20 protein-coding genes and 4 pseudogenes are annotated in these 21387 nt (G+C 60.5%); 14 read left to right on the top strand and 10 right to left on the bottom strand.

Annotated elements, in window-relative coordinates; all coding sequences use genetic code 11:
- Positions 1-102: 102 nt before the first annotated feature.
- On the bottom strand, positions 103-684 hold the full coding sequence (gene betI, locus P6U16_RS05030) for a transcriptional regulator BetI (RefSeq protein ID WP_277702849.1): 582 nt from the start codon (positions 682-684) through the stop codon (positions 103-105).
- Positions 685-793: 109 nt separating this feature from the next.
- Here betI and choX point away from each other — a divergent pair, with 109 nt between their 5' ends.
- From choX to P6U16_RS05015, 3 genes and pseudogenes are all read left to right on the top strand, one after another.
- Positions 794-1732, top strand: a complete 939-nt coding sequence (choX, locus tag P6U16_RS05025; protein WP_277702848.1) for a choline ABC transporter substrate-binding protein — start codon at positions 794-796, stop codon at positions 1730-1732.
- 157 nt (positions 1733-1889) lie between these two features.
- The gene (locus P6U16_RS05020) at positions 1890-2552 is read left to right on the top strand and encodes an alpha/beta hydrolase (protein ID WP_277702847.1); all 663 of its coding nucleotides are present in this window, start codon (positions 1890-1892) and stop codon (positions 2550-2552) included.
- Positions 2553-2626: 74 nt separating this feature from the next.
- Positions 2627-3624 (top strand): annotated as a pseudogene (locus P6U16_RS05015) (NAD(P)H-quinone oxidoreductase).
- 292 nt (positions 3625-3916) lie between these two features.
- On the opposite strand, the gene P6U16_RS05010 reads toward P6U16_RS05015, so the two are convergent.
- The gene (locus tag P6U16_RS05010) at positions 3917-4891 is read right to left on the bottom strand and encodes a GGDEF domain-containing protein (RefSeq protein WP_277702846.1); all 975 of its coding nucleotides are present in this window, start codon (positions 4889-4891) and stop codon (positions 3917-3919) included.
- A 137-nt stretch (positions 4892-5028) separates the two neighbouring features.
- Positions 5029-5766 (bottom strand): DUF3750 domain-containing protein, encoded by a 738-nt coding sequence (locus P6U16_RS05005; protein WP_277702845.1) that lies wholly within the window; start codon positions 5764-5766, stop codon positions 5029-5031.
- 80 nt (positions 5767-5846) lie between these two features.
- Here P6U16_RS05005 and P6U16_RS05000 point away from each other — a divergent pair, with 80 nt between their 5' ends.
- Positions 5847-6854 (top strand): asparaginase, encoded by a 1008-nt coding sequence (locus P6U16_RS05000; RefSeq protein ID WP_277702844.1) that lies wholly within the window; start codon positions 5847-5849, stop codon positions 6852-6854.
- On the top strand, positions 6854-7342 hold the full coding sequence (locus tag P6U16_RS04995; RefSeq protein WP_277702843.1) for a GNAT family N-acetyltransferase: 489 nt from the start codon (positions 6854-6856) through the stop codon (positions 7340-7342). The genes P6U16_RS05000 and P6U16_RS04995 overlap by 1 nt, the downstream gene beginning before the upstream one ends.
- A 34-nt stretch (positions 7343-7376) precedes the next feature.
- Here P6U16_RS04995 and P6U16_RS04990 read toward each other — a convergent pair.
- A pseudogene (locus P6U16_RS04990) lies at positions 7377-8128 on the bottom strand (DeoR/GlpR family DNA-binding transcription regulator).
- A gap of 97 nt (positions 8129-8225) precedes the next feature.
- Here P6U16_RS04990 and P6U16_RS04985 point away from each other — a divergent pair.
- Entirely contained in the window at positions 8226-8597 is a 372-nt protein-coding gene (locus tag P6U16_RS04985) for a DUF4406 domain-containing protein (protein WP_277702842.1), read from the top strand.
- A gap of 105 nt (positions 8598-8702) precedes the next feature.
- Complete coding sequence (locus tag P6U16_RS04980; RefSeq protein WP_277702841.1) at positions 8703-9323, top strand: glutathione S-transferase; 621 nt, start codon at positions 8703-8705, stop codon at positions 9321-9323.
- A gap of 15 nt (positions 9324-9338) precedes the next feature.
- On the opposite strand, the gene P6U16_RS04975 is transcribed toward P6U16_RS04980, so the two are convergent.
- On the bottom strand, positions 9339-9593 hold the full coding sequence (locus tag P6U16_RS04975; protein WP_277702840.1) for a hypothetical protein: 255 nt from the start codon (positions 9591-9593) through the stop codon (positions 9339-9341).
- 88 nt (positions 9594-9681) lie between these two features.
- On the opposite strand from P6U16_RS04975, the pseudogene P6U16_RS04970 reads away from it, so the two are divergent.
- Positions 9682-10621, top strand: a pseudogene (locus tag P6U16_RS04970) (LysR substrate-binding domain-containing protein).
- Here the strand turns inward: P6U16_RS04970 and P6U16_RS04965 are convergent.
- Together P6U16_RS04965 and P6U16_RS04960 are read right to left on the bottom strand one after the other, a co-directional pair.
- Entirely contained in the window at positions 10581-11240 is a 660-nt protein-coding gene (locus P6U16_RS04965) for a glutathione S-transferase family protein (RefSeq protein ID WP_277702839.1), read from the bottom strand. The pseudogene P6U16_RS04970 and the gene P6U16_RS04965 overlap by 41 nt on opposite strands.
- Before the next feature lie 116 nt (positions 11241-11356).
- Positions 11357-12724, bottom strand: coding sequence for a TIGR03808 family TAT-translocated repetitive protein (locus P6U16_RS04960; RefSeq protein WP_277702838.1), 1368 nt, complete (start codon positions 12722-12724; stop codon positions 11357-11359).
- 341 nt (positions 12725-13065) lie between these two features.
- Here P6U16_RS04960 and P6U16_RS28315 point away from each other — a divergent pair.
- From P6U16_RS28315 to P6U16_RS04940, 5 genes and pseudogenes are all read left to right on the top strand, one after another.
- A pseudogene (locus P6U16_RS28315) lies at positions 13066-13410 on the top strand (PAS domain-containing protein); the annotation flags it as partial.
- Positions 13365-15299: an EAL domain-containing protein gene (locus P6U16_RS04955; protein ID WP_349017703.1), complete on the top strand. Its 1935-nt coding sequence runs from the start codon at positions 13365-13367 to the stop codon at positions 15297-15299. The pseudogene P6U16_RS28315 and the gene P6U16_RS04955, both read left to right, overlap by 46 nt.
- A gap of 24 nt (positions 15300-15323) precedes the next feature.
- Positions 15324-16100, top strand: a complete 777-nt coding sequence (locus P6U16_RS04950; RefSeq protein ID WP_277702837.1) for a hypothetical protein — start codon at positions 15324-15326, stop codon at positions 16098-16100.
- A gap of 260 nt (positions 16101-16360) precedes the next feature.
- Complete coding sequence (locus tag P6U16_RS04945; protein WP_277702836.1) at positions 16361-16825, top strand: hypothetical protein; 465 nt, start codon at positions 16361-16363, stop codon at positions 16823-16825.
- A gap of 266 nt (positions 16826-17091) precedes the next feature.
- The gene (locus tag P6U16_RS04940) at positions 17092-17880 is read left to right on the top strand and encodes a L,D-transpeptidase family protein (protein ID WP_277702835.1); all 789 of its coding nucleotides are present in this window, start codon (positions 17092-17094) and stop codon (positions 17878-17880) included.
- On the opposite strand, the gene P6U16_RS04935 is transcribed toward P6U16_RS04940, so the two are convergent.
- The 3 genes from P6U16_RS04935 to P6U16_RS04925 form a co-directional block, all read right to left on the bottom strand.
- Positions 17864-18268 carry a response regulator gene (locus P6U16_RS04935; protein WP_277702834.1) on the bottom strand — a complete coding sequence of 135 codons (405 nt, stop codon included), beginning with the start codon at positions 18266-18268 and terminating at the stop codon, positions 17864-17866. The two genes, P6U16_RS04940 and P6U16_RS04935, sit on opposite strands and share 17 nt — an antisense overlap.
- Positions 18258-20192 carry a PAS domain-containing sensor histidine kinase gene (locus tag P6U16_RS04930; protein WP_277702833.1) on the bottom strand — a complete coding sequence of 645 codons (1935 nt, stop codon included), beginning with the start codon at positions 20190-20192 and terminating at the stop codon, positions 18258-18260. The genes P6U16_RS04935 and P6U16_RS04930 overlap by 11 nt, the downstream gene beginning before the upstream one ends.
- 95 nt (positions 20193-20287) lie before the next feature.
- The gene (locus P6U16_RS04925; protein WP_277702832.1) at positions 20288-20788 is read right to left on the bottom strand and encodes a MarR family transcriptional regulator; all 501 of its coding nucleotides are present in this window, start codon (positions 20786-20788) and stop codon (positions 20288-20290) included.
- Positions 20789-20903: 115 nt separating this feature from the next.
- On the opposite strand from P6U16_RS04925, the gene P6U16_RS04920 reads away from it, so the two are divergent.
- Complete coding sequence (locus P6U16_RS04920; protein ID WP_277702831.1) at positions 20904-21329, top strand: organic hydroperoxide resistance protein; 426 nt, start codon at positions 20904-20906, stop codon at positions 21327-21329.
- The last annotated feature ends 58 nt before the right edge of the window (positions 21330-21387 follow it).

The raw sequence follows: 21387 nt of genomic DNA, 5'->3' as shown, positions 1-21387 counted from the left end.
AGAAACTTAATTTTCCAACACTTCGACCTGGCGAAATTCCGCCATCTTGCAGCGCAGCGTCAGCCGGATTCGCTCTCTTTTCGCCGCAGCCCTTAACGGGCATCATTGCCTGGGAATACGATGATCAAGGTAATCCTGCATCTGCGCCAGGGCCGTTTCGCGGGTAAGGCCTTCCGATTGCAGTCCGGCGCGCAGCCAAAGCCCGTCGATCAGCGATGTAATGGTCAGGGCCACCGCCTCGCATTCGCTGCGTGGCAGGAGATGCACAAGCGCTGACATCAGGTTGGAGCGCATGCGGGCATGGATCACCGTCTGGATGCGCGCCAGTTTCGGCTCGCGGGGGACCTCGGCGCAGAGCGAAAGCCAGGCATGGCAGATCGATGGCTGGAAGAAGCGCTCCTCGAAATTGCCTTCGATGATCGCCTCCAGCCGTTCATAGGCTGTCGTTGCCCGTTTCAGCCGGGCGACGACGGCTTGGCTGAGCGCGACATTGGCCTCGCGCATGGCATGCTCGAAAAGCTCCTGCTTGTTGCGGAAGTAGTGGAGTACGATGCCTTTCGAGGCGCCTGCGTGACTGGCGACCTTCTCCAGCGTCGCGCCCGCCATGCCCTCCCGCTGCAGAACCTCGAAGGCCGCCTGCCGCAGTTCCTTGCGGCGGATTGCGCTGATTTTCGTGAGTTTCATGCCCATGTCCGTTTCTTTTGCCCCACCATTGACAATTCTTCCGCAAAGATCAATTGTTGACCCAATGGTCAATTAAATGACTTTATGGTCAAAAAGCAGGAGAAGTGCGATGATGCAGCATCTAAAGACGGGCATGCTTTCCATACTTCTCGGCACGGTCGCCCTGCCGGCGCTTGCCGCCGACCCCGAAGCCTGCAAGGTCGTGCGGATGGCAGAGCCGGGCTGGAACGACCTGGCCTTCACCACCGGCATTGCGCTCACACTCCTGAAGGCGCTGGGCTACGAGCCGCAAAGTTCTCTTCTTGGCATCGACGTGATCTATCTCAGCCTCAAGAACAAGGATCTCGACGTCTTCCTCGGCTATTGGGATCCGGCGATGGTGACCTACTACAAGCCCTATAAGGAAGACGGATCGGTCGAGGATGTCGTGACCAATCTCAAGGGCGCGAAATACACCTTTGCCGTACCGACTTACGTCTGGGAGGCGGGCGTCAAGGATTTCGCCGATCTGCAGAAATTCCCCGACCAGTTTGAAAAGAAACTCTACGGCATCGAGCCCGGCTCGAACCAGTTGATGATCGACGCGACCAAAGATCCGGCCTTCGGCCTTGATGGCTGGGAAGTGGTGGAATCGAGCGAACAGGGCATGCTGGCCGAAGTCCAACGCCACGCCAACGACAAGGAATTTATCGTTTTCCAGGGCTGGGCGCCGCATCCGATGAACACGGCGCTCGACATCCGCTATCTGACTGGTGGCGACAAGTTCTACGGCCCTGATTTCGGCGCCGCCACGGTCTCCACCCAAGTGCGCAAGGGTTACCTCCAGGAATGCCCGAACGTCGCCAAACTCCTGACCAATCTCACCTTCGACATCGACTTCGAAAACAAGGGCATGGCCTACCTGATGACGGACGGTCTTTCACCGGAGGAGGCGGCGATGAAGGCACTGGTGGACGAGCCGCAGCGGCTCGACGCATGGCTTGATGGCGTCACCAGTTTCGACGGCAAGAGCGGCCGTGACATGGTGAAGGCGAAGCTTTTCCTGTGACGCCGACCAACCAGCAAGGCTGGGCGGGGCGCAAACGTTCTCTGCGTTTGCCAGACGGCCGGCCGATGGCTTTTATCGATAGCGGCGGGCAGGGGCCGGTGCTTCTGCTGCTGCACGGCTATTCGGACTCCAGCCGCAGCTTCTCACTGCTGGAACCGTGCCTTGGGGGCACCGCCTTATTATTCCCGACCTGCCGGGCCATGGCGCATCCGTCGCTGGTGATGGTCTGACGGTCGGCGATTGCGCCGATGACATTGCCGCCTTGCTGGTCACCCTCGGCATCGACCATTGCGTCGTCATCGGGCATTCCATGGGGGCAATGGTCGGCATGGTGCTTGCCGAGCGGCTGCCGGGCGTGGTCGAGGCCCTGGTTCTGATCTCGGCGACCCTGCGGCCAGCCTTCCCGGAGGGCGATCCGATCACGCAAGCCATCCTGGGGCTGAGCGATCCGATCGATCCCGCCGATCCCTTCTTCGACGTCTGGCATGCCGGTCCGCATCCCGTCGATCGATCGTTTCTCGATCCCCTGAGCCGCGAGGCTGCGGCAATTCCATCCAGCATCTGGAAAGGCATACTCGGGGGATTTTCCCGGCTTGACCTGACGGAAATTGCAGGCCGGATTTCGCAACCGGTCTTCTGCATTGCCGGCAGCGAGGACATGCTTTTCGATGCGGCCCATCGCGTCGCACTAACAAGCGCTTTGCCCGATGCAAGGACGGTTCTCCTGAAGGGGTTCGGACACAATCCCCATTGGGAAGACCCGGTACAGGTTGCGCTTCTTGTCGAAGATTTCCTTGAAGCAACGATCATCGTTGCGTGAAATCGGAGAGCGGCCTTGGTCCTTTGGCGCTGCCACGCTAGATAGGCAGCAACAATCATGACGAGGACGCGCCTGTGACCCTGCCCACCGAAATGACCTATGTCGATCTGCCCAAACCCGGACCTGCGGAAAACATGGTCTTCGCCAGGGGCCGCTGCCGGTGGTCAATCCCGGCGATATCCTGATCCGTGTCGAGGCGGCCGGCATCAACCGGCCGGACGTGCTGCAGCGGCTCGGCAACTATCCGCCGCCGCCGGGCGCCAGCCCCGTTCTCGGGCTCGAAGTCGCGGGCGAAGTGGTGGCGCTCGGCGAGGGGGCAGAGGGCTTCATCGTCGGCGACAAGGTCTGCGCGCTTGCCAATGGCGGCGCCTATGCCGAATTTTGCAGCCTGCCGGCAACGCAGGCCATGCCCTGGCCGAAGGGCTATGATGCGGCCCGTGCCGCGGCCCTGCCGGAAACCTTCTTCACGGTCTGGGCCAATGTCTTCCAGATGGCCGATCTGGTCGAAGGCGAGACGATCCTGATTCACGGCGGCTCAAGCGGCATCGGAACCACGGCGATCCAGCTTGCCAAGGCTTTCGGGGCGGAAGTCTTCGTCACCGTCGGCAGTAAGGACAAGGCCGATGCCTGCGCAGCACTCGGGGCCAAGCGGGCGATCAACTACAAGACCGAGGATTTCAAGGCGGTCATTCTGGAAGAAACCAGCGGTCGCGGTGCCGACGTCATTCTCGATATGGTCGGCGCGCCCTATTTCGAGCGCAACATCGCCTCGCTCGCCAAGGACGGACGCCTGTCGATCATCGCCTTCCTCGGCGGCGCAAAGGTCGAGGCCGCAAACATCGCACCGATACTCGGCAAACGCCTGCATGTCATGGGCTCCGCCATGCGGCCGCGCACAGCCTCGGAGAAGGAAGCGATCCGCGACGATCTCGAAGACAATGTCTGGCCGCTGCTCGAAAACGGAGAGATTGCGCCTGTCATGCACGCCGTCGTGCCGTTTGCGCAGGTGGTCGAAGCGCACCGGCTGATGGAAAAGGGCGATCATATCGGCAAGATCGTCATGACCTTCTGACGTCAAGCCGGAACCAAGGCTCTTGCAATCGTCGCAAATCGGACTACCTTCAGGATACGATTAACGCAACGAAAGGAAGGTGATCCAATGTCTAATGAGATTTCGAGCCTCGTGACTGGCATGGGAATTGTGGTGGAACTCTCGAGGCAGCCCTCGATCTGATCCCCGCCTTCCTGCGGGTCGCTTGCCATAGTTGGGCATGCGGTCCGGGCCTCTCATCTGGCCAAAACTCATGGAAGGGCCGCCTCGCGCGGCCCTTTTTTGTTATTTTCAATGTGTTGAAAAAGCAGTCTCAGTCGGCAACGTCGATGCAGTCGCGGCCGCGGTTCTTTGCGCTGTAAAGCGCCCGATCCGCCTTCTGGAAAAGGGTTTCCGGCGTCTCTCCCTGATAGTCGGCGATCCCGGCCGACATTGTATAGGCAAGGTCGAGCCCCGCGATCTGCGGTGAAATCGCCAGTTGCTGTCGCAGGCGTTCCGTTGCCCGCAGGGCCTCCTGCCGCGCCGCATGCGGCATCAGCAGCATGAATTCCTCGCCCCCGATCCGCGCCAGAAGATCGCTCCTGCGCAGCATTTTTCGCCCGGTTTCGGCGAAGTGGCAGAGAACATCGTCGCCGGCCTTGTGGCCGAAACGGTCGTTGATGGTCTTGAAATGATCAAGGTCGATCAGCACCAGCGAGAGTGGCGAGGCCGTCGCCTCGGCGCGTTGAATGGCATCCGCAAAAACCGCCATAGCGTGGCGTCGGTTGGGCAGGCCTGTCAGGCTATCGGTGCCGGCCGCGATTTCGGCGGCATCGCGGGCCATTTGCAGCATGCGTTCGTTGGATTTGAGCACGGTGATTTCGGTGACAACCAGCAGCATCCACCCACCGGCATAACTCGTCTCGCTCGCCCAGAACCACCGCCCGTCCGCCATGTCGATTTCAAAGGCACGATGCGGTGCCGTGCGTCGTTTCGTGGAGGCCCGCAAAAGCCAGGTTTCGATATCAGTGGAAAATTTCGGGCCTTTCCCTGCGTGGAAACAGTGACGCATGACATCGGCAAAGGTCCGCGCATCCGGTTGCACGTCGTAGAGTTCGGCAAAGGCATTGGATGCGAAGGCGATTGTATCGTCGGGCGCGAACAGGACAACGGCTGTGGCGCTCGCCTCAAAGCCGGTGGCGATCAACTCGACGAGCTTGCTGTCCGAACCGGCAACGTCCGTTCGGATCGCCCGTCCAGCAATGTCCCGGCGAAATCCACCCGGATGTCGTTTCTGCCTTGTGTTCAAGATGGCGCCGTCTTTCGCGTGATCCGGACTGCTCGGCCATGGCCGTTAAAGCGTCGATTGGCAAGAGCGTAACGCTTCGGCGTTAAAAAAGGCTGATAGCGAAATATCCCGAAGGCCTGGATCAATCAGGATCGCTATCAGAGGCCGAAACGACCGAGTGCAGGGATCTTCAGGCCGGGTCGCTGGATGTCGAAGCCGGCGACAAGGCCCATCACATGCACTTCGAGCCCGCTTCGCAGGCCGGCGGAAAAGCCGATGAGGCCGTAGAGCGTCGCGTGCATATCACGCCCGTCTGTATCGATCTGGAACAGCTTCCCCTCGGGCAGGTAATCGCGGCCGACGGCATCCGGCGGAAGCACGGCGCCAAGTTCCGGCACGGAGCGCAGCACATAGGCAACAAAGGTGTTGGAGTTCGGCCCCGGCCAGATACGATAGCCGCCGGGCTTGGCGTAGGGATAGTCCTGGATTGCCTGCTCGACCTTGGGTATCAACCGCTCGGCTTCCGCCCCAGTTACCGTTGTCACCAGATGCGGCGGGTTGGAATACCACCGTGCATCCGCCGGATAGCCATTGCGCCGGATCGGCGATCCCCAGCCGACTTTGTCATAACGATTGTACGTATCGTCGCCGGCCCGTTTGGTGACGATCCAGGAATGGCTGGCAAAGGCGCCCTTCATTCCACCGGTTTGGGCGGAAAACACGTAGAGCGCAGCCTGCGGACTATCACCGGCGGCGGGCAGGAGCTTGGCCGAGGTCCAATCCGCCTCGCGCCAGCTTTGCGGCCGCTCCTTGACGTACCAAAGGCCGGCGGAGGCAAGCGCCGGCAGGAGATAGACGATGAGCAGGGCAAGCAGCATTCTGCGGATAAATCTCATGAAGAGGACCGGTTTTGCGTGAGTTTCGTCAAGACTTCCGCTAAGAGCGCATTCGAACTTGGAAATTTGAGGGCAGGATCATGTCGAACCCGGTACTGGTGGAAGTCACGCGCGGCAATCTCGTCGAAAGCCGCCATCGCGGCATGGTGATCGCCGTCGATGGCGATGGCAAGACCGTGTTCTCGCTCGGCGATATCGAGGCTGGCGTCTTCCCGCGCTCGGCCTGCAAGGCCATGCAGGCGCTGCCGCTGATCGAGAGCGGCGCGGCCGATGCCTACTCGCTGTCCAACAAGGCCTTAGCTCTGGCTTGCGCCTCCCACAGCGGCGAGCCGGAGCATGTCGCAATGGCCGCCAGTATGCTGGCCGCTGCCGGTCGCGATGCCTCGGTGCTGGAATGCGGCGCGCACTGGTCCTTCGTCGAGAAGCCGCTGATCGAGCAGGCTCGCTCGCTCACGCAGCCAACGGCGCTGCACAACAATTGCTCGGGAAAACATGCAGGCTTCATCTGCGCCGCCTGCCACACCGGAACCGACACGAAGGGCTACGTCGCCTATGATCATCCCGTCCAGCAGGAGATCCGCGGCGTCATGGAGGCGCTGACCGGGGCGGCGTTGGCGCAGGACAATTGCGGCGTCGACGGCTGCTCGATCCCGACCTATGCCGTGCCGCTGAACCGGCTGGCCCATGGCTTTGCCAAGATGGCGACCGGAACCGGCCTAGAGCCGATCCGCGCGGCCGCATCGAAGCGGCTGTTCGATGCCTGCATGGCCGAACCCTTCTACGTTGCCGGCACCGGCCGCGCCTGCACCCGGCTGATGAACACGGCGCCCGGCCGCATCTTTGCCAAGACCGGTGCGGAAGGCGTTTTCTGCGCCGCCATTCCCGACAAGGGCATCGCCATTGCACTGAAATGCGAGGACGGCACGACGCGTGCCGCCGAAGCCATGGTCGCCGCCACGCTCGCCCGCTTTTTCAAGGACGAGCCGGATATCCATGCAAGCCTGATGGCGCAGGCCAACCACACCATGAAGAACTGGAACGGTATCGCCGTCGGCGACGTGCGCGTGACGGACGCGTTTGCGAACTGATGGACGACACCGCAGCCACGCTTGTCCTGCGGCCGATGGGTGAGGCGGAATTTGCCACCTACCTCGCTTATTTCGTGCCTGACTATGCCGCGGAAATAGCTGGAAATTACGGCATCCCGGACGGAGAAGCATTTGCCCGCGCCAGCCGCGAGGTCGCCGAAGATCTTCCGGATGGGCCAAGGACCGTTGGCGAGGTCCTGCTCTGCCTCGTCAACGGGCAGGACATGCCGGTCGGCTATATCTGGTATCGGCCAGATATAGCTGCGCGATCCGCCTTCATCAGCGATTTCCACATCCTTGCCGCCCATCAGGGGCAGGGGTACGGCAAGCGGGCGCTCGATCTCCTGGAAGCCCGTCTCGCCTCGGAAGGGATCACGGAAATCCGCCTCCGCGTCGCCTCGGATAATGCCCGTGCCAAGCATGTTTACGAGACATCGGGTTTCCGCATCACCGGGATCAATATGAGCAAGCGCATCGCCCCTTCCTGATATTCGGGCAGATGTTACATTGGGGCGCGTCGCATCATGCCTCGAGGATCGACATTCCCATCTCCCGATACCGTGCCAGCGTCTCCTCGTTTGCGTCCGCCTGCACGATCAGTCCGGCCAATCGTTCCACAGGCAGGATCCGGTGGGGGAGGTGGTGCCGAATTTTTCGTTGGTGGCGGCAACATAAGTTTCCGCCGATTGCGCGGCAATCGCCCGCTTGATCGCAGCTTCCTCGAAATCGCCGGTGGAGAGCCCGTATACGGGATGCAGCGCTGTGACGCCGAGAAAGAAGATGTCGGGCCGCATGGCCCCGATCGCGGCCAGCGCTGCCGATCCCGTCGCCACCATGGAATGTTTGTAGAGCCTGCCGCCGATCAGAATCACTTCGGCCGCGTGGTGTACGAGGTCCGCGGCGATCGTTGGGCTGTGGGTGGCGATGGTCACGGCAAGATTGCGGGGAAGTGCCCGGGCGATCTGCGCATTTGTCGTGCCACCGTCGAGAAAGATCAACTGCCCCGCCTTGATCAGACCGGCAGCCTTTTTCCCGAGATCGCGTTTCGCATCATCGCCGATCTCCTGACGCGCTGCAAAATCCGGCAGCGACGGCTGAAGCGGCAGTGCACCGCCATGGACCCGTTGCAGCAGTCCGTCCGCCGCCATGTCGCGCAGGTCGCGGCGGATCGTGTCCTCGGACACGCCGAGTTCGTCCGCTAGCGCCTTGGCCACCAGTTGTCCGTCCCGCGCCAGCCGCGCCGTAATCAGTGCCCTTCGCTGTGATGTCAGCATCTGCCTCGCCCTCTTGACTCTGCGATATTTTGCATGTTTCTGATTATATATCCAGAAATATCTGGAATTTTCATGCAAAACTCGAAAAGGAAATCCGATGTTGATCCTGATCGCCGGCCCCTATCGCTCCGGCACCAATGATGATCCCGCCAGAATGGCGGCCAATCTCAAGGTCTTGGAGGCGCCATCACATGCGCTGTTTCAGGCGGGCCATGTCCCGATGATCGGCGAATGGGTTGCCTTGCCGATCTGGCAGGCGGCCGGCGGCCGCCATGTCGGAGATGCGCTCTACGAGGAGATCTTCCATCCGGTCGCCGGCCGCTTGCTGGCGCTTTGCGATGCGGTCCTGCGGCTGCCGGGAGCCTCGAAAGGGGCGGACAACGACGTGAAGATTGCCACGGAACGGGGCATTCCGGTCTATTATCGGCTGGAAGACGTGCCCGGTTGCGCGCCGGTCAAGCTTGCGTGACGGCACGATCATCGACTGGCCTTCGACAGGGGGCGGTGATACCTTTTGTCCAAAGTTGCCGCCGGTCGTCGCGATGTTGAGAGACGCTATGTTGGGAGATTTGCCATGCTGACCTTTTTCTATGCGCCTGGAACATGTTCGCTGGCGTCCCACATCGTGCTCGAAGAGGTCGGAGCCACCTATGAGGCGCGGCGGGTCGATTTTTCCGTGCAGCAGCAGACTTCCCCGGAGTTCCTGGCGTTGAACCCGAAGGGCAGGGTGCCGGCGCTTGCGACGGATCGCGGCGTTATCAGCGAAACACCGGCGATCCTTGCCTTCCTGGCCCAAAGTTTCCCGGCAGCTGGCCTCGCGCCGCTTGACGACCCGTTCGAATTCGCCCGCCTGCAGGCCTTCAACAGCTATCTCTGCTCCACCGTGCATGTGGCCCATGCCCATGGACGTCGCGGCAGCCGCTGGTCGGATGATGCTGCCGCCATCGAGACGATGAGGGCGAAGGTACCGCAGACCATGGCCGCCTGCTTCGAACTCATCGAAACGTCGATGTTTGCCGGCCCTTGGGTCATGGGCGACGCCTATACGATCTGCGACGCCTATCTCTACACGATCGCCACATGGCTTGAGGCCGATGGTGTCGATCCCTCCCGGTTTCCGAAGGTGCTGGATCACCGCAATCGCATGGCGGAGCGCCCGGCTGTCAAAGCCGTGCTGGCCGTGCTGAAGGCCTGACCGCCGCGTCCCACCTCAGCAGGCGGTGAGCAGCCGTTCGCCGGTCGGCGGCGTCTTTGCCTGCGGCTGCATTGGCAAAACCGTCGCACTGCTGGTCGTTGCAACCGGCCGCGGTCGGGCAAAGCCCGGCATCGGCAGGTCGCCGAGTGCGCGCTGGTCCATCCGCGCAAGGTCCGGATGGCGCAGAGGATCGCTGATCCAGCCGGCATCGTCGCTGGTTTGCGTCATTTTGGTTACAAGATTCCGGAGCATCGAGACTACAGTCGCCATGACAATCATCCTTCCGTGAAGCCCATCATCGCGGTTGCCTGTCGATTTCGCAATTGAGATTGCTGGCATGGTGCTATAGGAAAGCTATATGAAAGATCTGAATGTCGTCCATCTCAATGGTCTGCGCGCGGTCGAGGCGACCGGTCGTCTCGGCTCGCTGAAGGCGGCGGCCAACGAGCTGGGCGTGACGATCGGCGCCGTCAGCCAGCAGATCATCAAGACGGAACAGCAGCTCGGGCGGGTTCTGTTCGATCGCAGTCCGCGCGGCCTCGTTTTGACGCCCGCCGGCGAAAGCCTGATGCCACGGCTGAACGGTGGCTTCGAAATGCTCGATCAGGCGGTGGCCTCTGCACGGCGTCGAGACGAATCGGTCCTGACGATCTCGGTGGCGCCGGTGTTTGCGGCCCGTTGGCTGGTGTCGCGGCTGGATCGTTTCGCGCTCGCCCATCCCGATATCAGCTTGCGCATCGACGCGACGACAAGACTTGCCAATCTCGAAACCTCCGATGTCGATCTCGGCATCCGCGTCGGCCTCGGCCAGTGGCCGGGCGTGCGCGCCGAGCCATTGCTGGCGCAGGAGGTTTTCCCGTCTGCGCCCCGGCGATCGCCGAAACCCTGCGCGAGCCTGCAGATATTCTGCAGTGCCCGGCGGTCATCGATGGTCGATCGATGTTTTCCTGGGAGACCTGGTTGCGCGAGGTCGGCCTGTCCGGCGCGCAGATGAAGGTGCGCCACGTCTTCAACGAGGCGTCGCTCTGCATCGACGCGGCGATTGCGGGCCAAGGGGTCATGCTGGCCTGGCAGACGCTGGCCGGGGATTCGCTGATCGATGGTCGGCTGAAGGCGCCGTTTCGCCACTGGGCGAAAACCGGCTTCGGCCATTATTTCGTGACGTCGCCGGCGCGGCGCGAGACCAAGGTCGTCGCGGCCTTCAAGGCCTGGGTACGGGACGAGATCGCCCAGACCATGCGGCAGCTCCAGTGACGGCTATGCAGGCTCCGAAAGGCGCGCATCCATCATCGCCTTGAAGGCCGGGCGCGACTGGCACAGAGCAAGCCAGGCCTTGACGCGCGGCGCCTTGTCGAAAAGTGCAGCTTGCGTCATCGCGTAGCGGAACACCTCCGCGAGATTGAGATCGGCAACCGTGAAGCGGTCGGCGGCGACGTAGCCGAACTGCGAGAGCTGCGCTTCGAGCACCGCGAAGGCCTTTTCCAAGGCCGCGGAGGATTGTGCGATGATCGTTTTGCCCTCAGCCGTGTTTTCGATGCCGTGGTCGTAGGCGAGCACGATCTTGACGGCATGGGGCTCGACCTCGGTCGCCGCCCACATCGTCCAGCAGGTGATGAGCCCTTCCTCCTCGATCGTCTGCGCGGACAGCGGACCGCCATGCTTGCGGGCGAGATAGAGATTCATGGCCAGCGATTCGTGCAGGATCAGGCCATCATCCTCGATCGACGGGATGAGCCCCATCGGGTTGATGGCGAGAAAAGCCGGTGATTTCGTGTTGAGCGCAGCGTCGGGCGAAAGCGGATCGGCGAGACGCCGTGCCTGGATGACCGGGACAGAGGTGAAGGGAATATCGAGCTCCCGCGCCATCCAGTAATTGCGCGAGGCGCGCGAGCGGTAAACACCGTAGATCGTCAGCATGTGGTTTCCTCCGGTTTGGCTGGCTTACCTTAGGAAACGATGTTGGCCGGAGGAAGCGTTCGCTGGTGATGAATTACATGAATTGTTTTGATGGCGTTCTCCGCCTGACAGAAGTCTCAGGCGCTGCGATTGCCGTTCAGCGTCAGGTGCGGGAAGGTTTCGGCACCTGCCGTCATCAGGTCGCCAGTGGCTTTTTCGTTCCAGCGGAACCCGACAATGCCGCCGCCGGGCACGTCCTGAAACAGGTTATCGGAAATCAGCGCCGTTCCCGCTCCCTCCGCGACGGTGACGGCGCAACCGATGGCGGCCCCGCGCACCAGATTGCCGGTGGCGACGATGTTGCGCAGATAGGGCCCCCAGCCGAGCATCAGGCCGTATTTCGGCGCGTTCTCAACAACGTTTCCGGAGACCACCGTGTCCGCTTCCACCGCGATCCCGAAGCCGAATCCAGCGCCGTCGTGGATATAGGGACCGTCGATTTTGAGGTTGCGCACCAGATTACCGCTGACCACGGCCAGCCGTCCGCCATCGTTGAAGTTGACGATCAGGATGCCGTTTGCCGCGCCATCGATTAGATTGTCGGAGACGATCGCGCCCTCGAAGCCGAATTCCGAATAGATCGCGGTCTCGCCCGACCGCAGGCACTGATTATCCGTGATCTGGACATTGGTGGCGGCATTGGCGCGGATGGCGGAAAAGGCGCAGTCAGAGACGTGGTTGCCTGACACCATCACGTTTGCCGCGCGAAAAACATTGATGCCATTGCCGTTTTCTCCGGTGCCGCCTGCCGTCGCCCCAATCCGGCTGATGCGATTGCCGGAAATCATCGTTCCGTCTGCTCCCGCCTCCCAGCGATGAACGAGAATGCCACCATTGCCGCAATCGGAAACAGTATTTCCGGTGATCGACAATGCGCGGCTGTCGATAGCGTAGAGCCCGGCTTTTGCTGCCGCCGTGATTCGGTTCCTGGCAATACGTCCGCCGCAGCCCTCGACCTGAATTCCATGTACCGGCGAACCGACAAACGCGCAGTCGTCGATCGTCAGATCGGTAATATCCTGGAGATGCAGCAGCCCGCCGATGTCACTGCCGAGCGGCTGCGCGGCACCATCGATAACAAGGCCCGACAGCCGTAGCCTTTTCAGCCCGCGTGCCGACATCAGCATGTTCCCGCCGCCATGAAGCAGCCGTGTTGCACCGGCGGAGCCCTGCAGATCGATCCCATCAGGCAAATCGATATCGGAAACGACATAATCGCCGGCCGGTAGGACCACCGGCATTCCGGCTGAAGCAGCATCGCGCAGCACCCGATTGAGGGCGTCACCCTGGTTGACGGCCACTCCGGGTATGAGGTCATAGGGCGCCAGGTCGATTGATCCGCGCAAACCTTCAGGCTGGTCCGCCGCCAATGGCATCCGCGGCAGTGCCACCGTTCCGAAAAGAGCGGTGGTCAACGACGCGGCAAACAGTCGGCGGGTCAGCATGGCGTGTTCCTTTGGCGAGGCGCATGCACAACACATGCCACGGAAAACGTTTCGAAACGGTACATTTGCGGTTGTAGAGTTTGCCGGACACGGCCGATGGGCGGAAAGGAAGCGCCGCTGCCCCCTTAATTCATAGGGCTCGCCTTAGGGAAGGAATAACCTATGGCTGTTATGGATAGGGAGCGGGAAACGAAAATCGGCGCTGATTTCGTCTGTGGAGGCTGTGCTTGACAAAGAACGTGACGCGTAGCCGCGGTGATATCGGAGCCAAGGCAGCCAGCAACGAGGATACGCGCCGGCTGATCGATGCCAGCAACCGTCTCGCCGCCGAAGTGTCGCGCATGCTTGCGCCCGAACCCAACATCGCCGATCGCCACTACTGGCTAGAGACGATGATGAACCACATCCCCGATTACATCTATGCCAAGGATCTCGAGGGGCGGTTTCTCGTCGCCAATCAGGCGACCGTCACGGACAACGGCTTCGAGACCATGCAGGAAATTCTCGGCAAGACCGACTTTGATCTTCACCCGGTCGAGGCTGCCGCAAAATTCGCAGCAGCCGAGCGCCGGGTCATCGAGACGGGCGAACCCATTTTCGGCATAGAGGAACGGGCGGTCGTCACGAAAGGGATCGAACGCTGGCTGATGACGTCGAAACTGCCGCTGCGCAACAAGCAGGGCACGACCATTGGTATTGTCGGCGTTTCACGCGATATCAGCGATCGCAAGCGTGCGGAGCAGCTCCTGGTCGGGCAGGCCAGCTTGTTGGAGATGATTGCGGCCGGCGCGCCGATCGAACAGTTCTTTATCGAACTGATCCTGTTGATCGAGGCGCAACTCCCGGGGATCAAGGGGTCGATCCTGCTTCTGTCTCCCGACAAACTCCACCTTTTGACAGGCGCTGCACCCAATCTCGACCCGGTCTATTGCGCGGCCATCCATGGCGTTGCCATCGGCCCGAAGGTTGGCTCCTGCGGCACTGCCGCCTTTACCGGAAAGCCCGTCTTCGTTGCCGACGTGCTGACCGATCCGCTCTGGGTCGACTATGCCCCCTTATCGCGCAATATGGCTACCGATCCTGCTGGTCAACGCCGATCTGCTCCTATCAGGGGCAAGTGCTTGGAACCTTCGCGCTCTACTCCTATCAGAAAGGACTGCCGAGCGAGGAACACAACGAACTGATCTCGATGGCCGCACATCTGGCCGGTATCGCCATCGAGCGACGGCAGTCGGAAGAGCGCATCCAGTTCATGGCGCATCACGATGCGCTGACCGGCCTGCCCAATCGCCTGCTGTTCGATGCAAGGGTTGCATCGGCCCTCCAGGAGGCCCGGCAAAATGACCAGTGGGTGGCGCTGGCTTTCCTCGACCTCGATAATTTCAAGCTGATCAACGACAGCCTCGGCCATCACTCCGGCGACCAGTTGCTGCGCATTGTAGCTGACCGCATGCGGACCTGCGTCCGAAGGTCGGACATGATCGTCCGGGTCGGCGGAGATGAATTCATCATCATGCTCACCGGCCTGCCGGCAGAGCGCGAGGTCGTGTTGACTCGTTTTGAGAAAATTCGAAGCGCCATTGCCGCTCCCATGATGCTGTCCGGGCATAGCCTGCAAATCACCTGCAGCATGGGCGTCGTCTGCTATCCCGAGCATGGCGCGACTGCGGTCGAACTGCTGGCCAACGCGGATTCGGCCATGTATAGGGCCAAGGAGATCGGTCGCAACAATCTCCAACTGTTCAGCGCCGAAATGGCCGCAAAGGCCCACGAGAAGCTTTTGCGTCATGAGGAGCTGCGTGATGCGGTTGCCCGCCAGGAATTCGTGCTGCACTACCAACCGCAGCTGAATCTCGAGACCGGCCGGATGTTCGCCGCCGAATCGCTGGTGCGCTGGCAGCATCCAGAACGCGGAATGGTATCTCCCGGCGAATTCATCCCGCTGGCCGAAGAGACGGGCTTGATCGTCGCGATCGGCGATTGGGTTTTGAACGAGGCCTGCCGACAGAACAAGGCCTGGCAGGATGCCGGCCTGCCGCCGATCGTCATCAGCGTCAACGTTTCGGCCCGCCAGTTTCGCGAACAGGATTGGGTCTGCCGGGTCTCGGCCGCCCTGCGCGAGAGCGGTCTCGAAGCCCGCTACCTTGAACTGGAGCTGACGGAGAGCCTGATCATGCAGGATGTGCCGGCAGCAATTGCGACGATGCACGAGCTGGAAGCGCTCGGCGTGCAACTGGCGATCGACGATTTCGGCACAGGTTATTCCAGCCTCAGCGCACTGAAGAGCTTTCCCGTCAGCCGCCTGAAGATCGACCGGTCCTTCGTGCAGGATATTCCTGCAGACGAAGACGATATGGCGATCACCGGCGCCATCATCTCGCTGGCGCAAAAGCTGCATATGCGGGTCATTGCCGAGGGTGTCGAAACACAGGCCCAGCTGGATTTCCTGCGCATCTCCGGCTGCGACGAGATACAGGGTTATTTCTTCAGCAAGCCGCTCCGGGCGGAAGCGTTTGAAGGCATGTTCGCGGCCGAGCCGGGGTCGGTCGCGACTGCCGGTTCCGAAGCAGCCTGACGGAAGATCGGCCGCATCGCAAGGATGGAGATCGCTGCATGGGGCAATGCCAACAAGTTCGCCAAGCCGGAAACAATGACGCGAAACTTCGGTAGCATGATCACCAGACGCACGTTTGTCGCCTCGCTTTGCAGCCTGCCTTTGGTCGGCTGCCAGGATGGAGGTGCAACTGTCCGTTTCCGGGTGATCGCCAAAGTGCTTTACAAAGGGTCGAAGCATGAGGCTTCGACCGTGATGGAATGCCGCTACGCGCGCCTGAAAAATAGCTTAGTCGGCATGGGCGGGTCTACGACGCTTTACGGCGAGGCGCTGATCTTTGATCTGCCCGGCGGCGGCACCTTTTACGTGTTGCCCACTTCGCTGAATAACAACGGTCGCTTCTGGCAGATTTATGAACCGGGCCTCTTGACCACACTGGGCATCAAAAACAGCGTTGGAGGACTAAAGGACGCCGATCTGCAACGTCTGGCGGAGGCGTCCGGTCGAATGCCATTCAACTGGCATGGCCGTCGACCGGCCATGGTTTCCTTCCGCGATGAGCAGGTCCCCAAGACGATCTTCGAAGTCACCACCTCGAATATGTCGCAGAATTTTGCCGGGGTGACGTTCGCCGGTCTGGATATCGAATTTGCCAAAGCCCCCGTTACGGAACTTCTACGCGAACGTCTGCCCTGGCTAAAGCTACCGAGCAGAACTGCGCTTTTCGAGCGGGACCCGCCTGGGGCTGTGCGACCTTCGTGGGACAAGCCACTTGAGTACAAAATCACACAATCATCCTTCTTTGGGAATGGGAGCCGATAATGGCTGGCTTGATTGCCGCTCGCAGCGATTGTCCGACTTCGGCAAGGGCATGCCCGGCATGATCGGCCTGCGGAAGCGCCTGCTTTATTCCTGCTTTTGATCGCCGCATTTGGCCTTGAGGGGTGTAGCGATAGCTGGAGCTGGCATCAAAAGCTGACGGTGACTGTGCAAACGCCGGATGGTGTTGTCTCCGGCTCCAGCGTCATGCGCGGAGGGATGACGGAGACGCGGGGGCTTTTGTTCCTGCCGAAGCAATCGGCGTGAGCTTTTCATTGCGGGGTGAGGCCGTCGTGGTGGCGCTTCCCAACGGTCGTTATCTCTTTGCTCTTTTGAAGGATACACCCTCCGCCGGTTGGCTGTTCTATCCAAAAATGCCTGCGAAAGAGGCTGGCGAGCTTTTGGAACGAGCCGATGCAAGCAATTCCCGTCAACTGGAACTGCCCCGCAAACACTACCCGCTGCTCGTGACCTTCGGCGATATTAAGGATCCGGCTAGCGTGAAGAAAGTTGATCCTGCCGATCTGGGAGCCTCTTTCGGTCCCGGGTATCGGCTTAACTCCATAACCGTGAGCGTCACTGACGAGCCGGTGACGGAGGGAAAGGTGGAGGCGGTTCTGGGGTGGTTGAGTGATGATCCCGAGCCCAAGCTAAGCCCGGCAAGCGGTCGTACCACAAATATACCATTTTCCCGCCGAGTTTCCCACGGCGATTTTATAAGGAGATAAGCAATGACAATCTCAAAAGAGCTTTTCTTGGCCATCTTGTCGATAAATGCCCAATGAACGCGAGCAACTGGCGCCCAATATGTCGTCGTTCATTCTGACGGCTGATCGACCACGTTCTTCCGCCACCCATCGCCTTGCGCAAGCTCCGGTCCAGCCGCCTTTGCCATAAATGCGACAATAATCCCGGCCATCGCCGGAACAATTCTTTATGTCGCGTGTTTCTGCGGCGTCGTCGCGCATGGCGCAAACCGGAACTGATGTAATCCATGGCTTTTTCTTCGTCTCCGTCCCGCCGTCAATTTCTCGGCATGTCCGGTCTTGCCGTCGCTTCCGCTGCCCTTGCAGGGTGCACTTCGTCGATGAACACGGACCGTTTCCGCCAGGAAACGGCTCCCTATTTCCGCAATCCCGATATGGACGGCCAGTATCGCGATCCGCGCCTGATGTCGACGCTGGAGGGCCCCGTTAGTGGTGACCCCATGGAGAGCGGCCTGCCGATGCAATCGGCGTATTACGCCGATATCTATGGTCCGGTTGAGGATGGTGGCTTTTCCGTGCCAGCCATTCCCTATCAGCAGATCGATCCGAAATATTATCGCCAGGAAGTCGCCGATCCCTTCGGCGAGCGTCCGGGCACGATCATCGTCGATACGGCCGATCGCTTCCTTTATCTCATCCAGGGCAACGGTTCGGCCATGCGCTATGGTGTCGGCATCGGCCGTGAAGGCTTTGCCTGGTCGGGCCGCGGCGTCATCCAGTGGAAGCAGGAATGGCCACGCTGGAAACCGCCGAACGAGATGGTGGCGCGCCAGCCGCAGTTGGCCGAATATTCCATCGAAAACGGAGGCATGGCGCCGGGACTGAAGAACCCGCTCGGTGCCCGCGCGCTCTATATATTCAAGGACGGGCAGGACACGCTCTACCGCCTTCACGGAACTCCCGAATGGCAATCGATCGGCAAGGCAACGTCCTCCGGCTGCGTGCGCCTGATCAACCAGGATGTGATTGATCTCTATGGTCGCGTCCGCGCCAAGGCGCCTATCCTGGTCGTTTGACCGGATCCGAAGAAAGGTCAAGCAGTTCCGACATAAGCCGAAGATTGGCAAGCGTCAGAGGCTTTTCGAAGTAACTCTTGACAAAATGATAGCTTAAAGCTTTTCCGCGATCGGAACCGAGGTGCGAACTCGTCAACATGGCGACAACCGGCGCATGCACTGAAAATTCCCGGGCGTACTGCTCCAGAAATTCGAACCCATTCATGACAGGCATGTTAATGTCGAGGATGATCGCATCCGGGGTCGTCGTTCTCAGAACGACCAGTGCTTCACGGCCGTTCATGGCCTTCAGTGTCTTCACCTCCGGATCGAACTTGCGGATCGTATAGGCGCAGATGAACAGGTCGTTTTCATCGTCATCGACCGTGAGAATGGATCTAATGCGCATGATGGTTCTTCTCCGGTAGCGTGACAGTGAAGAGGCTGCCTGCCTGCAAACGGTTATAAGCGACGGTGCCCCCGAGTTGTTCCACGCTCTTCTTGAGGATGTAGAGGCCAAGACCACTGCCGAACGAATGTTGCGGATGCAGACGCTTGAACATCTGAAACAGGTGGTGCTCCGTACCGGGTTCGATCCCGAGGCCATTGTCGGCGACGGTCAGAACGAGATTGCCGCTGTTCACCGTCGCCCCGATGCGGATTTCCGGGCGCGTCTGCACCGGGTCCTGATACTTGATCGCGTTTGACAGGAGATTATCGATGATGATCTGGAAACGGCTGGCCCTGCGCATGGTCGTCAGTTCGTCGTCGATGGCAATATCGACGCGCAGGCGTTCGGCGTTTTCCATATAGTGCAGACGTTCAAGGGTCTCGCGCACGGTCTGGGCGATCGGTATCCGGCTTTCGGCCTCTTCCATGGCCTTCGTTCGGGTCAGCGAAATGATGTTCTGGATCAGGTGGTCGAGCTTGCGGAAGCTGGTTTCGATCCGGCCGAGCACCTGTTTCAGATCCTGTGTATCGCCGGTGTCGATCATGTCTCGGGCGATGCCGACCAGCCCCAGCGACGAGGCAATGGGCGAGCGCAGGTCATGTGATGTCCGGTAGGAGAACTCCTCAAGTTCGGCATTGGCTTCAAGAATGTCCTTCTCATATTTCTTGCGTTCGGAAATATCGCGCACGATGCCGCTGTAGATCACCTGATGGTCGAGCTCGACCTTGGCGACGGAGAGATCGAGCGGAAAGGTCGAGCCGTCCTTGCGCCGTCCCTCGACCTCGCGGCCGATGCCGATGATTTTGGCGCGGCCCGTGATCCTGTAGTTCTCCAGATACTGATTGTGAGCCTCATGGTAGGGCGTCGGCATCAGCATGCTGACGTTCTGCTGCAGGATTTCGTCGGCACGATAGCCAAAGATCTTCTCGCAGGCCGGATTGACCGCAAGAACTTTGCCACGGGCATCTATGGTGATAAAGCCGTCCACCGCGGTTTCGATAATGGCCGCCAGCCGCTTTTCGCTTTCCTGCAACCGCCCCGCGACATCTCTGTACAGCTGCGAGCTGCGAAAACTGAAGGCGAACATCCCGGCATAGAGCGCGCCGGAGAGAAGCACGATGCCAAGCAGTGTCGAGCGAGGATTGCTTCCGTCGTCCTGCAGGTTTTCCGCAAGTGCATTTTGATGAGGCATCTCCATATAGGCAAACAACAGGAGCAGCAGATAGGTGACGACAGCGAGCATGGCAGCGATGGTCGAGCGGGGATATTCCCTTTCCCTGGCGCCGATGAAGACCAGGCCGCCGGCCAGCAGGGAAAAGCAGAAGGCCGTTTGCGGCGACATCTGCGCCAGCGGTCGCCAGTTGTGGGAGGATTCGACGCCGATGACGTAGCCGAGCAGAGCGCTGCTGGCGATGACGAAGACGATAAGGCCGCAGAGGACGCGCGCAAGGGAATTTCGGCCGCGCACTGCCGTCATGATGATCGCGGCACTGACCAAAATAAAGCAGATCGCGGCATTCGGCACCATGCGCCCTGCGTGGTCGACGCCAACAGTGACGAAGGGGTCGTACAACAGGCGATCAATGCCGAGATCCACGACGAAGATCTGCTGGATAAGGCTGGCCAGAGGAATACATGCCGCTGCTGCCGACAGGACGATCGCCAGGGTCGGTCGGCGGGTATTGGCAACAGCAAGGTGGAAGGCGAGACCCGTTGCTATGAAACAGAGGGAGGTGTTGAATTGCATGGCAAACAGGGTGGGAACGATCTGAACGAGCGCTATCGAGCGCGTCAGCCATGCAGCCAGGACTGCAGAGGCGATTGCTACGCAGATCCAGCTGATCGCCTGTGCCGCAACTTTCCCGAATCGCTCATAATGCAACGAACCGGCCTCCCGTCCTCGCGAAGCAGTCAGCCATAGTAACGTCTTGGTTGTGTATTGATAGCTATATATCGGCTACCCCGCCAGATGCGCATTCAGGCAGACTGATTGTCGCGAAACGGCGTGTCGAGATGCTGCGTCAGATCATGCAGGGCGTCGCGCAGGGCGCCGGCCTCCTGCTGGCTGCACCCCGTTGCCTTGCCGATCTCCATCAGGATGTTAAAGGCCTCGCTTTTCAGCGCTCGCCCCTTGTCCGTCAGGCTCACCACCACCTTACGTTCGTCGCTTTTGTCGCGCGTCCTGTCGACAAACCCTGCCGCTTCCAGCCGCTTCAGCAGCGGCGACAGCGTGCCTGAATCAAGGCCGAGTTCCGTGCCCAGCGTTTTGACGGTGATGCCGTCATTCTGCCAGAGGGCAAGCAGCACGATATATTGCGGATAGGTGAGGCCGAAGCGGTCGAGCAGCGGCTTGTAGGTCCGGTTGAACGCATGGGCGACGGAATAGACCGCAAAACAAAGCTGCTGGCCAAGCGCCAACGCATCATCGGGCAGGGGCTGCTGCTCTGGGCCAGGCTGTATTTTCGTTGCGTCTTTCATGACGGCATCATCGCAAATCAGCACCAAAATTGCAATTTGCAAAATTAACTTGCGCACAATTTAATTTTGCGCTATCTAAGGTTCATCAACAATTCAACACCAGAAGGAGACGCACATGCCTATTCTCTACACCACGAAGTCCACCGCGACCGGTGGCGGTCGTTCGGGCCGCGCAAGCACGGCCGATGGCGTTCTCGACGTCACGCTGACGGTTCCGAAGGAACTCGGCGGCGACGGTGCCACGGGCACCAACCCCGAGCAGCTTTTTGCTACCGGCTATTCCGCCTGCTTCCTCGGCGCGCTGCACTATGTTGCCGGCAAGGAGAAGGTAAAGCTCTCCGGTGACACGACGATTACGGCGACCGTCGGCATCGGCCCGCGCGACGACGGCACCGGCTTCGGTATCGAAGTGTCGCTGGTTGCCTCGCTGCCCGGTATCGAGCGCGACGTCGCCGAAAAGCTGGTAGCCGCCGCCCACATCGTCTGCCCCTACAGCCACGCCATGCGCACCTCGACCGAAGTCGAAGTCACGCTCGCCTGAGACAGTCGTTCGATGTCACAGAAAAACCCGGTGGAGCGATCCGCCGGGTTTTGTCCTT

This window comes from Rhizobium sp. 32-5/1, from assembly GCF_029537235.1.
Lineage (GTDB): Bacteria > Pseudomonadota > Alphaproteobacteria > Rhizobiales > Rhizobiaceae > Pararhizobium.
Note: the sequence above shows the minus strand (reverse complement) of the source record. Positions and strands in the feature narration are given on the sequence as shown.